The sequence below is a fragment of the Pandoraea soli genome (assembly GCF_902459595.1).
Taxonomy (GTDB): Bacteria; Pseudomonadota; Gammaproteobacteria; order Burkholderiales; family Burkholderiaceae; genus Pandoraea; species Pandoraea cepalis.
Genome location: NZ_CABPSG010000010.1, coordinates 96,778 through 109,182 on the forward strand (window position 1 = coordinate 96,778; position 12,405 = coordinate 109,182).

Sequence of the window (12,405 nt, forward strand, 5' to 3'; positions counted from 1 at the left end):
GCGTGGACTAGCGCCGCCGTTTTGCCGTGCGGCTCACGCCGGCGCGGCAAACACCCGCAACTGACGCGGCACCGCCCGCAGCGGCGCACCACTTTGTGCACCGAGCGCCTGCCAACCCGAGCGGGTCAGCTCCGCCTCCCACACCGCCCCTCCCGGCGCGGCAAGTTCCACGCGCACCGTGCCGCCCAGCGAAATCGCGCGGCGCACGGTCACGCCGATCCCAGGCCCGCCGTCGTGCAAAGGCAACAGCGCGAGATCGTGCGGACGGACATACGCCATCGCGCGCCCGTCCTGAGGCGTGGCGGGCAAATCGTCCTTGTGCACCGTCACGCGAAACGCGCCGGCATCGGCACCGGTCCCGACATCGGCAATGAAGTCGTGCGTGCGCAACTCCCCCGGCAGCCGGTTCACGGCCCCGAGAAACTCGTAGACGAACGGGCTGCGCGGCGTGTCGTACACGTCCTGCGGCGCGCCGATCTGTTCGACCTGGCCTCCATTCATCAGCACGATACGGTCGGCCACTTCGAGCGCCTCCTCCTGATCGTGCGTGACGAAGATCGTGGTGATGTGCAACTCGTCGTGCAATCGGCGCAGCCAACTGCGCAACTCCTTGCGCACCTTGGCGTCGAGCGCACCGAACGGTTCGTCGAGCAGCAGTACTTTCGGCTCGACAGCCAGCGCACGCGCCAATGCAATGCGCTGGCGCTGACCGCCCGAGAGTTCCGCAGGATAGTGATCGGCCAGCCAGTCGAGTTGCACCAGGCCAAGCAGTTCATGCACCTTGGTGCGGATCTGCGCGTCCGAGCGCCGCTCGCGGCGCGACTTCACACGCAGCCCGAACGCCACATTCTCGAACACGGTCATGTGACGGAAGAGCGCATAGTGCTGAAACACGAAGCCGACCTGACGCTCGCGCGTGCCGACCGTCGCCACGTCCTCGCCGTTGAGTTCGACGCGACCGGCGTCGGCAAACTCCAGGCCCGCGACGATACGCAGCAGTGTGGTCTTTCCGCAGCCGGACGGCCCCAGCAGCGCGACCAGTTCGCCCGTCGGGAATTCGAGCGTGACGTCATCGAGCGCCGCAAAATCGCCGAAGCGCTTCGACACCTGTTGTACCTGAATGCTCATGGTCTTGCTCCTCGAAGCGATACCGGTTCAGGCCTGCACGGCGTCTTCGCGACGCGCGGCCTTGTCCTGTACCAGCTTGCGCTCAGCCCACAGCTTCAGCGCCAGCGTGGCGAGCGCGAGCAACGCGAGAATCGACGCCGCCGCAAACGCGCCCACCGTGTGGTAGTCGTTGTATTCAATTTCCACGTGCAGCGGCAGCGTGTTCGTCTCGCCGCGAATATGGCCGGAGACGACCGACACGGCACCGAACTCGCCCATCGCCCGGGCATTGCAAAGGATCACGCCGTACAGCAGGCCCCATTTGATTTTCGGCAGCGTCACGCGCGTGAATACCTGCCAGCCGCTGGCCCCCAGCACGCGCGCCGCCTCCTCCTCTTCGCTGCCCTGCGCCTGCATGAGCGGGATCAATTCGCGCGCGACGAATGGGAACGTGACGAACACCGTCGCGAGTATCAGTCCAGGCAGCGCGAACACGACCTTCAGGTTGTGCGCGTCGAGAAAGTCCCATAGCGGTCCCTGACGGCCGAAGATCAGTAGGAACGTGATGCCCGCGATCACCGGCGAGACCGAGAACGGCAAGTCGATGAGCGTCGTCAGCACGCTCTTGCCCTTGAAGTCGAAACGCGCAATCGCCCACGACGCCGCTACACCGAACACCAGGTTCAGCGGTACGGCAATGACGGCGATCAGCAGCGTGAGACGAAGGGCTGCCAGCGCGTCGTCGTTCGTCAACCCGTCCCAATACGCGGAGAAGCCTTTGCCCAGCGCGGTGACGAAGACCGACGCGAGCGGCAAGAGCAGAAACAATGCGAAGAACAACAGCGCCACGGCAATGAGTGCGCCCTTGGCGAACGCCGGCTCGTCGGTCGGATTGGCCTGGCGGGCGTGGATCGGTTGCAGCAAGACGCGCGGCAGTGCAAGTGAATCGGACATGAGCGAGACGTTCTCTTTATCTTGAATCAAGCGCCACTGGCGCGTCGACCCGTATGGCGGCGTTGCAGCCACCATTGCAGGGTATTGATCAGCAGCAGCAACACAAACGAGATCACAAGCATGACCACGGCCAGCGCCGCGGCGCCCGCATAGTCGTACTGCTCGAGCTTGGTGACGATCAGCAGCGACGTGATTTCCGAGACCATCGGAATGTTGCCGGCAATGAAGATGACCGAGCCGTATTCCCCCACCGCGCGCGCAAAGGCCAGCGCAAATCCGGTCAGCAGCGCGGGCAGCACCGCGGGGAGAATCACGTGACGCAACGTCTGCCAACGTGTTGCGCCCAAGCACGCGGCGGCCTCTTCCTGTTCGCGTTCAAATTCCCCGAGCACCGGTTGAAGCGTACGCACAACGAACGGTAGTCCGATAAAAGTCAGCGCCACGAAGATGCCTAACGGCGTAAAGGCGATCTTGGTATCGAACGGGGCGAACCAGTGTCCGACCCAGCCGTTCGGCGCGTAGATCGAGGCCAGCACGATCCCCGCGACCGACGTCGGCAAGGCAAATGGCAGGTCGATCAGCGCATCGACGAAACGCTTGCCGGGGAATGAGTAGCGCACCAGCACCCACGCCAGCACGACACCGAACACAGCGTTGAGCATGGCCGCCGCGAGCGACAGGCCGAACGTGAGGCGGTATGAGGCCAGCACGCGCGGCGAACTCACGGCGGCGATAAAACTCGCCCAATCGAGCGAGCTGGCCTTAATGAACACCATCAGCAACGGCACCAGCACCACGAGGCTCAGATAGCCAACGGTGTAGCCCATCGTCAGGCCAAAGCCCGGCAAGGCACTCGGCTTGCGCCAGCGCGGAAACAGTGCGGTACTCATGCTTGCATCCCTTTGTCTTCTCAGGCCCTGGGGGTCACTTCTTCGTGTAGATCTGGTCGAAGATGCCACCGTCGGCAAAGTGCTTGGCCTGCGTCTTCGTCCACCCGCCCAGATCGGCGTCGACCGTGTAGAGCTTGAGCTTCGGATACTGCGAGGCATACTTCCTGGCGATGTCCGGCGAGCGTGGACGATAGAAGTGCTTCGCGGCGATCTCCTGCCCTTGCGGCGAATACAGCCATTGCAGATAGGCTTCAGCGGCTTTGCGGGTTCCGTGCTTGTCGACGTTCTTGTCGACCACGGCAACCGGCGGCTCCGTGAGAATCGACGACGACGGCACGACGATGTCGAACTTGTCCGGACCGAGATCCTTCACCGAGAGCAGTGCCTCGTTTTCCCAGGCGATCAGCACGTCGCCGATGCCGCGCTCGACGAAGGTCGTGGTGGCACCGCGCGCGCCGGAATCGAGTACTCCCACGTTGCGGTAGAGCGCCGCGACAAAGGCCTGCGCGGTCTGCTCGTTGCCGCCCGGCTGCTTGAGCGCATAGAGCCAGGCGGCAAGGTAATTCCAGCGGGCGCCGGCCGACGTCTTCGGGTTCGGCGTGACCACGCTGATGCCCGGTCTGGTGAGATCGTTCCAGTCCTTGATCCGCTTGGGGTTGCCCTTGCGCACGAGCAAGACGATGGTCGACGTGTACGGCGTGGCGTTATCGGGCAGACGCTTCTGCCAATCCTTGTTCACGAGTCCGGCCCGCGCCAGTTCGTCGATGTCGGCGGAGATGCCGAGCGTCACGACGTCGGCCGGTGCGCCGTCGAGCACCGTACGGGCCTGCTTGCCCGAGCCGCCGTGTGAAGCCTTGAGCGTCACCGTGTCGCCAGTGGCCTGCTTGTAGTGCGCCTCGAATGCCTTGTTGTAGTCGGCATATAGCTCGCGCGTCGGGTCGTACGACACATTGAGCAGGGATAGACTCGCGGCGCGCGCCTGAAGCGACAGGCCCGCGGTCAGTGCCAGCCCTCCCAGTGCGATCGCCAGCGCCCTGGCCTTCCCTCCCCGCATGACTTGGCCCATGACTTGCACTCCCTCGTCGTTTTCGTGTGTAGGAGGCCAGTCTATGGGGACGGCTAAATACTTAAAAATAATATTTAGGCGATTGTTTATATCAAATCATGGATTAGTTCGTTCATGTCGACATCGATTTGACCCTGCGGAAGTCGCCCGATGGCGGTTTGGGACAGAAACGTCATGCAGGCGATGAAGTTTTCCCTTGCGTTTTTGCAAACACTGTACAAAAATACAGCCACCTGTGCTTCCATACAGTGATGCCATGATCAAACTTACTGCTCGTCAACAGCAGGTCTACGAACTGGTCCGACAAGCGATCGAGCGCACCGGCTTTCCGCCAACGCGCGCCGAGATCGCCGCCGAACTCGGCTTCTCTTCCGCCAACGCCGCGGAGGAGCACCTGCGGGCGCTGGCGCGCAAAGGGGTCATCGAACTGGCCGCGGGCCAATCGCGCGGCATTCGCCTCAAGCGGCTCGACGAAGCGGGCGGCACGTATCAGTTCACGTTGCCGCATATGGGCCTGATGCAACTGTCGCTGCCGCTCGTCGGGCGCGTTGCCGCAGGTAGCCCGATCCTGGCGCAGGAACATATCGAACGCAACTTTCAGTGCGACCCGAACATGTTCGCGCGCCAGCCCGATTACCTGCTGAAGGTGCGCGGTATGTCCATGCGCGACGCGGGCATTCTCGACGGCGATCTGTTGGCGGTACAAAAATCGTCCGACGCGCGCGAAGGCCAGATTGTCGTGGCCCGCATTGGCGACGATGTGACCGTCAAACGTTTTCACCGTGTGCCCGGCGGCGTCGAGTTGATCGCCGAAAACCCCGAATTCGAGAACATCGATGTCAACGAAGGCAGCGGTGACTTTGCGCTGGAAGGGATTGCGGTCGGCCTGATCCGCAACAACGACCTCTAGAGGCAAACCGGGGTACTGCGCCGCGTCTCGATCACGCAGCGGCCCACTCACTGAAGTTTCGCATTTCCGACTGCGCCGGGCTGGGTCCGGCGCCCGTGCCCTGCTGCGCCCGCGATTCGTGAAGGTCGTGGCAGGACGCGCCCCTCAGACCCACATTGGAGGAAGGATCGCATCATGGCTCGACTCTTTGGTTTGCTGCGTACGTCTTTTGGTCAACCGCGCGTCCGCGTGCCGTCGCAGGCGCGGCTGTCTGCGGTGTACGGTCTGTCGGCTCTGTCCGGCCCGTTTGCCGCCGCCCCGGCCATCGCCCGCTCGTACACCGTGCCTGCGCGCTCGCGCTCCACGACCCTGCCCCGCACACTCGCCGCCATGGCGTCGGCCACGCGCCGCGCGTGCCCTACCGGAAAAGCCGTCAAAGCATCGCGCAGCGTGCGAGACGTTCAGCAACGCGACATGCAAGGTGGGCACGAGGTGCGCGTCTATCGCGACATGTCGCACATCGTGATGGTCGGCAGCATCGCCGACATCTGCCGCAAACTCGATCTGGCCGTCGGCGATCAGTTCTGTCAGGCCGCGGTATAAGCCCTCGGACCAGCGCTACCCTCCATGGCGCGACGGGCTTATCGCCCGAGTTCGCGCAGTGGATGGTCCGCGCCATGCCGATCGCCATCGAAGAATCGCGCGATGTCGGCGGGCGAAACCGCTTCGATGCTGCCGTGCTGCCAGCGCGGCGCATGATCCTTGTCGACGACCATCGCGCGAATGCCTTCAACGCCCTCCGCCCCGGTACGGCCGTCAAGATTGAAGACGCAGCGCATCATCAGCCACTCCTCGCGCAACTCGTCGGCGAGTGAAAGCTTGCGTGCGCGACGCACCTGTTCCAGCGTGACGCAAACCATCAGCGGCGAGCGCTTGGCGCGCAACAGACCTTCCGTCTCCTGCGCCCAGCCGGCGAACTCGCAGCGGGCTTCACGCTTGAGCGACGCCAGAATGGCCGGTAGATCCGGCAGGCCGAAGTGATGGTCGATCACATCGCGCAGCGGCGCAAGCTTGCCCGGAGCCAGTCCGGCAGGCGGCACGCTTTGCCGGGCGAACGCGCGCGCCGCGTCAAGTACGGCGCCACTGTCCGGCCAATCGCCGCTCGCCAGCCGTTCACAGAGCACCGGTAATTCGGTACGCGGCACCACCGCGTCGGCCAGACCGATTTCGCATGCGTCAACGGCACCGAACACCACGCCCGTCATGCCAAGGTACTCGCCAAGATGACCGGCAAGATTCGCGAGAAAGCGTCCGCCGCCCACATCGGGAAACAGTCCGATGGCCGTCTCGGGCATCGCCATGCGCGTGGCTTCCGTGACCAGTCGCAACGCCGCCCCCTGCGAGATACCCATGCCGCCGCCCATCACCACGCCGTCCATCAGCGCGATATAGGGCTTCGGGTAGGTGGCGATCGTGTAGTTCAGCGTGTACTCGTCAGTGAAGAAATCCATGATGTCGGTGCGCCCCGCGCTCACAGCCTCATGGAAATAGCGAATATCACCGCCCGCGCACAAGCCCTTCTCCCCCTCGCCCTGCAGGACGACGGCAAGCACGCGCGGATCGTCGCGCCATGCATCGAGGGCCGCGACCATGGCACGAATCATGTCGTGCGAGAGCGCGTTGAGCGCCCTCGGGCGGGTCAGGGTGATAAAGCCGATACGGCCGCGGATGTCGGTACTCACAAAGTCGGTCATGTCTGGCAATGGCTTCAGTGACGTCAACGAAAGGGATAACAAAAAAGCCGGTGCGAGGCACCGGCTTTCGTTCCAACAGACTGGCATCGGCGCGTAACAGAAGTCTCTCTGCTACGCCACGACACCCTCGCCGGCTTTACTTCTCGTCACGCGATGCGCGCTTGCGCTCGTGTTCCTTGAGGTAGCGCTTGCGCAGGCGAATCGTCTGCGGCGTGACTTCGACCAGTTCGTCGTCGTCGATGAATTCCACGGCGTACTCGAGGCTCATCGAGATCGGCGGCACCAGACGCACGGCTTCGTCGGTGCCCGACGCACGCACGTTCGTGAGCTGCTTACCCTTGATCGGGTTGACCACGAGGTCGTTGTCACGGCTATGGATACCGATGATCATGCCTTCGTACAGGGCGTCGCCCGGCGACACGAACATGCGGCCGCGATCCTGCAGCTTCCACAGCGCGTAGGCCACGGCAGCGCCGTCGTCCTGAGAGATCAGAACGCCGTTGCGACGCTCGCCCAGCGTGCCATCCTTGAGCGGTGCATAAGCATCGAAAATGTGGCTCATCAGGCCCGTGCCGCGGGTCATCGACAGGAAGTCGCCCTGGAAGCCGATCAAGCCACGCGCCGGAATGCGGTACTCAAGACGCGTACGGCCACGGCCGTCCGACACCATGTCCAGCATTTCGCCCTTGCGGCGGCCGATTTCTTCCATGACCGCGCCCTGGTGATCGTCTTCCAGGTCGATGGTCAGCATTTCGTACGGCTCATGCTTCACGCCGTCGATTTCCTTGAGCACCACGCGCGGACGCGACACGGCCAGTTCGTAGCCTTCGCGACGCATGTTCTCGATGAGAATCGTCAGGTGCAGTTCGCCACGGCCCGACACTTCGAAGACGGAATCTTCGGCCGTGTCTTTCACGCGCAGCGCCACGTTGTGGTTGAGTTCCTTGTGCAGACGGTCGCGAATTTGACGGCTCGTCACGAACTTGCCTTCACGGCCGGCCAGCGGCGACGTGTTCACGCAGAAGTTCATGGTCAGCGTCGGCTCGTCCACCGTCAGCAGCGGCAAGGCTTCCGGCGTGTCGACGTCGCAAATCGTTGCGCCGATACCCACGTCTTCAATCCCGTTGATCAGCACGATGTCGCCGGCTTCCGCGCCGTCAGACATCACACGCTCCAGGCCGCGGAACGTCAGCACCTGATTGATCTTGCGCTTGAGCACTTCGCCTTCCGGACCGAAGCGCATCACCACTTGCTGACCCGGCTTGATGCGGCCACGCGTGATACGGCCGATACCGATACGGCCAACGAACGTCGAGTAGTCGAGCGAGCTGATCTGCAGTTGCAGCGGGGCATCGACATCGGCCTCGCGGACCGGCACGTGTTCGAGAATCGCGTCGAACAGCGGGCGCATCGTGCCTTCGCGTACGTCGGAATCGAGGCTCGCGAACCCGTTCAGGGCCGACGCGTAGACGACCGGGAAGTCGAGCTGTTCGTCGGTCGCGCCAAGCTTGTCCATCAGGTCGAACGTCTGGTTGATCACCCAATCCGGACGCGCGCCCGGACGGTCGATCTTGTTGACCACGACGATCGGCTTCAGACCGAGGCCGAGGGCCTTGCGGGTCACGAAGCGCGTTTGCGGCATCGGGCCTTCGACGGCGTCGACGAGCAACAGCACACTGTCGACCATCGAGAGCACACGCTCCACTTCACCGCCGAAGTCCGCGTGTCCCGGCGTGTCGACGATGTTGATGTGCGTGCCTTCGTATTCGACGGCGCAGTTTTTGGCGAGGATCGTGATGCCGCGCTCTTTTTCAATGTCGTTCGAGTCCATCACGCGTTCAGCGACTTGCTGGTTTTCGCGGAAGGTGCCCGACTGGCGCAGCAGTTGGTCGACGAGCGTGGTTTTGCCGTGGTCGACGTGCGCGATGATGGCGATATTACGGAGAGCGCGGGTCATGAAGAGGTGCTCGAAAAAAGCCTTTGGAGAATCCGCGATTCTACCACTTGCGCGTGTCTCACGTCATGGTCTTTCTGCAATGCAGCAACGCCCCCCTCCCCAGGAACGTCGACGGCGTCGCATTCACCGAGATGCCATCCTCCCCTGCCATACCCCCTCAGTCCTCCCCGCCACACATCCATTTAGAACGTTAGCTCCAATTTTTGTCGAAATATTTGCCTAGTCAACTATTGCATGGCCTTGAAATTTATTAAGTACCCGCTATAATCGTGACAAGTCAACTATTGCAGCAGCACGAAAATGATCGATCCGTCCGCTTCCCCTTCCGATGCCGCGCCGACGTCGCCGCCGGATGCCCCCCAGAGCGATCCCCCGCGCTGCGCCTACGACATCGACAATTCCCTGGGGTATCTTGTCTCCCGCGTGCGCCAGTTGATCCTGGCTGAGCTGACCAACGAAACGTCGCAATACGGCTTGACGAGCACCCAGGCGACCATGCTTTACAAGGTGGCCACGGGCAAGAGCAAGACGGCGGCCGATCTGGCTCGCGACTACTGTATCGATGCGAGTGCGGTGACGCGTCTTCTCGACCGGCTTGAAGCGCAAGGCTTGCTCGTGCGCGAGCGCAGCAAGATGGATCGCCGCACGGTGAACCTGAGCGCGACCGAAGCCGGATACGCCATGGCCGACCGGATGCCGGACATCTTCGTGCGTGCCGCCGATCATCTGATGCGTGGGTTCTCCGTAGAGGAAGTGGGTTTCCTGAAGAGCCTGTTGCGCCGCGTGATCGCCAACGGCGAAACCGGATGACAACGACGTCCCCCCAGATCCCCAAAAAAAGCATGTCGAGTCCATTATTCCTGGTACTCGCCATCACCCGGTTTCCGATTATTGTCGGTGCCTAACGTCACTCGTAAAGGCTTTGCGATGAAAGTGGCCTCACCGTTCCTCCCGCATCTGCGGGCCCGCTCCCTCATTTCCGCCGTCTGTCTGGCGGCGATGACACTGGGGTTTGCCGGTTGCGCGAATTTTGCCGGCATCCACAGCGACAAGCAGATCAGTACCCCCGACCAGTATCAGACCCAGCGCAGCCTGCCCGCCGAGGGCGGCCAGTGGCCGGGCACGGATTGGGCACAGCGGTTCGGCGATCCGCAGCTCGTCTCGCTGATCGACGAAGCCCTTGCCGGCAACCCCGATCTGGCCATGGCGGTCGCTCGTCTGAAGGGTGCGCAGGCGCAGACCGAAGGCGCTGCGGCCGCGCTGCTTCCGGCGGTCAACGCCTCGGCCAGTGTCTACCGCGAGAAATTCACCGAAAACACCATCTACCCGCCGGGCTATGGCGGCACGTGGTTCACGCAGGGCGACTTGACGGCCTCGTTGTCGTGGGAACTCGACCTGTGGGGCAAGAACCGCTCGGCACGGGCACAAGCCACGTCGGCCGAACGCGCCGAAGAAGCCGAAGACCAGGAAGTTCGGCTCGCGCTGGCCACCGCCGTGGCGCGCTCGTATAACCAGCTCGCCCAACAGTATGCACAGCACGACGTGCTCGATCGCATCGGCAAGCAACGCCAACGCCTCGGGCAACTGACGGTAGACCGCGTGCGGGCCGGTCTCGACACGCAAGTCGAGCAGAAGCAGGCCGAGAGCAACACCGCCGACATTCAGACGCAGATCGCCCAACTCGACGGCCAGATCCTGCTCACCCGCCATCAACTGGGCGTGTTGCTCGGCAAGGGGCCAGATCGCGGTCTGGCGATTGCGCGTCCGACGCTCGCGCAACTGGCAACGCCCGCCCTGCCCGACAACCTGCCGCTCACGCTGCTTGGCCGTCGCCCGGACATTGTCTCGGCACGCTGGGGCGTGGAAGCCCAGCTCAAGGGGGTCGACGTTGCGAAGGCTCGCTTCTATCCGGACGTGAACCTGAACGCCGCCTTTGGCTTTTCCACCTTCGGGCTGGGCAAGCTGATCGATCCGAGCAGCCAGAACATCCAGTACGGTCCGGTCATTTCGCTGCCGATCTTCGATGGCGGGCGCCTGCGCGCCAACCTGAAGGGTCAGTACGCCGCCTATGAAGGCGCGGTGGCGAACTACGACTCGACGCTGAACAAGGCGCTCGGCGACATCGCGGATCGCATGTCGTCGATCCGCTCGGCAGACAAGCAAATGGTCTCGCAACGTGTGGCGCAAGACGCCGCGCAACGCGCCTACGACCTGGCCATCGACCGTTACAAGGCCGGTCTCACGCCGCAGTTGACCGTGCTTGCCGCCGAGTCGTCGCTGCTGGCGCAGGAACAGGCGCGCGTGAACATCGAAAGTGCACGCCGCGACCAGCAGATCGGCTTGATCAAGGCGCTCGGCGGTGGCTTCGACGCCCAGGCGGCGGGTCTCGTCGTGGGGCAGGAACGCCCCGCCAAGGCCGAAGGCGACGCGGTGCAGACGCACTGAGCGGCCGCCGCACATCACACAGAACAGACAAGACAACGTCAAAGCACATTAAGAGATTAGTACGGAGCGAATGATGAGCGAGAACCAACAACAAACGCCTGCCCAGCCGGCTCAGCCCAATGGCAAGCGCCGCCGCATGATGCTGACGCTAACGGCCGTGATCGCGATTGCGGCCATCGCCTACGGCGCCTATTACGGGCTGTATGCACGCTTTTACGAAGACACCGACGACGCTTACGTCGCAGGCAATGTGGTGCAAATCACCCCGCAGGTGCCGGGCACCGTGACCGGCGTGAAGGTCGACGACACGCAAATGGTCAAGGCCGGCCAGCCGCTGGTCACGCTCGACCCGACCGACGCTCGCGTCGCCCTGCTGCAAGCCGAGGCCAATCTGGCGCAAACCGTGCGCCAGGTGCGCACGTACTTCGTGAACAACGACGCCTATGCCGCCACCGTCGCCATGCGCGAATCCGAATTGGCCAAGACGCAAGCCGACGTGAAGCGCCGCGAAATGGCGATTGCGACGGGCGCCGTGTCGCGCGAAGAACTCGCCCACGCCCAGGACGCCGTGAAGACGGCCCAGGCGGCACTCGAGCAAGCCCGGGCGCAGTGGGTGTCGAACCGGGCGCTGACGGACAAGACGTCGGTGACCACTCATCCGAACGTGCAGCAGGCCGCCGCGAAGGTACGCGCCGCGTATCTCGACTACGCCCGCACGTCGATCCCGGCGCCGGTCGACGGCTACGTGGCCAAGCGTTCCGTGCAGGTGGGTCAGCGCGTGGCGACGGGCGCGCCGCTCATGGCGCTGGTGCCGCTCAATCAAGTCTGGGTCGACGCCAACTTCAAGGAAGTGCAGATCGCGCATATGCGCGTCGGCCAACCGGTGACGCTCACGGCAGACGTGTACGGCTCGTCAGTGGAATACAAGGGCACGGTGGCAGGCTTCTCGGCAGGCACGGGCAGCGCGTTCTCGCTGCTGCCGGCGCAAAACGCAACGGGCAACTGGATCAAAGTCGTGCAGCGCCTGCCAGTGCGGATCGCGTTCGACCCCAAGCAGTTGCAACAGCATCCGCTGCGTGTCGGGCTGTCGATGCAGGTCAAGGTGGACGTGCGCAATACGGACGGCAAGGAACTGGGTGAAGCGCCCGCCCTGCCGGTGTACGCCACCGACGTGTACGACAAGGTCGGTCACGACGCCGACGACATCGTCGCCAAGATCATCACCGAAAACGCCGGTGCCGCGGCTGCCTCAGGCGCAGACGGCGCTAGCGACACGCGCAACCAGCCGGCTCGCGCACGTCCCCTGTAAAGCGGAGGGGGGTGCCCCCCACCCCCTTTGACAA

The 12,405-nt window shown here is 63.6% G+C and carries 11 protein-coding genes; 5 read left to right on the top strand and 6 right to left on the bottom strand.

From position 1 onward, the window contains the following. Positions 1 to 33: 33 nt before the first annotated feature. From PSO31014_RS17150 to PSO31014_RS17165, 4 genes are read right to left on the bottom strand one after another with little or no spacing between them, the layout of a single operon-like run. A complete protein-coding gene (locus PSO31014_RS17150; RefSeq protein ID WP_150552724.1) occupies positions 34 to 1,128 on the bottom strand; it encodes a sulfate/molybdate ABC transporter ATP-binding protein in 1,095 nt (364 codons plus the stop codon). 27 nt (positions 1,129 to 1,155) lie between these two features. Next, on the bottom strand, positions 1,156 to 2,061 hold the full coding sequence (cysW, locus tag PSO31014_RS17155) for a sulfate ABC transporter permease subunit CysW (protein ID WP_246176755.1): 906 nt from the start codon (positions 2,059 to 2,061) through the stop codon (positions 1,156 to 1,158). Between the two features lie 26 nt (positions 2,062 to 2,087). Continuing rightward, positions 2,088 to 2,951 carry a sulfate ABC transporter permease subunit CysT gene (gene cysT, locus PSO31014_RS17160; protein WP_150552726.1) on the bottom strand — a complete coding sequence of 288 codons (864 nt, stop codon included), beginning with the start codon at positions 2,949 to 2,951 and terminating at the stop codon, positions 2,088 to 2,090. 34 nt (positions 2,952 to 2,985) lie between these two features. Next, a complete protein-coding gene (locus PSO31014_RS17165; protein WP_425494886.1) occupies positions 2,986 to 4,017 on the bottom strand; it encodes a sulfate ABC transporter substrate-binding protein in 1,032 nt (343 codons plus the stop codon). A 256-nt stretch (positions 4,018 to 4,273) separates the two neighbouring features. Here PSO31014_RS17165 and lexA point away from each other — a divergent pair, with 256 nt between their 5' ends. Together lexA and PSO31014_RS17175 are read left to right on the top strand one after the other, a co-directional pair. Next, complete coding sequence (gene lexA / locus PSO31014_RS17170) at positions 4,274 to 4,927, top strand: transcriptional repressor LexA (RefSeq protein WP_150552727.1); 654 nt, start codon at positions 4,274 to 4,276, stop codon at positions 4,925 to 4,927. Positions 4,928 to 5,101: 174 nt separating this feature from the next. Continuing rightward, on the top strand, positions 5,102 to 5,509 hold the full coding sequence (locus tag PSO31014_RS17175) for a hypothetical protein (RefSeq protein WP_174976553.1): 408 nt from the start codon (positions 5,102 to 5,104) through the stop codon (positions 5,507 to 5,509). 38 nt (positions 5,510 to 5,547) lie between these two features. Here PSO31014_RS17175 and PSO31014_RS17180 read toward each other — a convergent pair whose 3' ends face one another. Together PSO31014_RS17180 and typA are read right to left on the bottom strand one after the other, a co-directional pair. Then, positions 5,548 to 6,660, bottom strand: a complete 1,113-nt coding sequence (locus PSO31014_RS17180; RefSeq protein ID WP_150552729.1) for an enoyl-CoA hydratase/isomerase family protein — start codon at positions 6,658 to 6,660, stop codon at positions 5,548 to 5,550. A 136-nt stretch (positions 6,661 to 6,796) separates the two neighbouring features. Beyond that, positions 6,797 to 8,617 carry a translational GTPase TypA gene (typA, locus tag PSO31014_RS17185; RefSeq protein WP_150552730.1) on the bottom strand — a complete coding sequence of 607 codons (1,821 nt, stop codon included), beginning with the start codon at positions 8,615 to 8,617 and terminating at the stop codon, positions 6,797 to 6,799. 300 nt (positions 8,618 to 8,917) lie between these two features. Here typA and PSO31014_RS17190 point away from each other — a divergent pair, with 300 nt between their 5' ends. From PSO31014_RS17190 to PSO31014_RS17200, 3 genes are all read left to right on the top strand, one after another. Continuing rightward, entirely contained in the window at positions 8,918 to 9,427 is a 510-nt protein-coding gene (locus PSO31014_RS17190; RefSeq protein WP_150552731.1) for a MarR family winged helix-turn-helix transcriptional regulator, read from the top strand. Between the two features lie 117 nt (positions 9,428 to 9,544). Next, the gene (locus PSO31014_RS17195) at positions 9,545 to 11,062 is read left to right on the top strand and encodes an efflux transporter outer membrane subunit (protein ID WP_150552732.1); all 1,518 of its coding nucleotides are present in this window, start codon (positions 9,545 to 9,547) and stop codon (positions 11,060 to 11,062) included. 73 nt (positions 11,063 to 11,135) lie between these two features. Continuing rightward, on the top strand, positions 11,136 to 12,371 hold the full coding sequence (locus tag PSO31014_RS17200; RefSeq protein WP_150552733.1) for an HlyD/EmrA/EmrK family protein: 1,236 nt from the start codon (positions 11,136 to 11,138) through the stop codon (positions 12,369 to 12,371). The last annotated feature ends 34 nt before the right edge of the window (positions 12,372 to 12,405 follow it).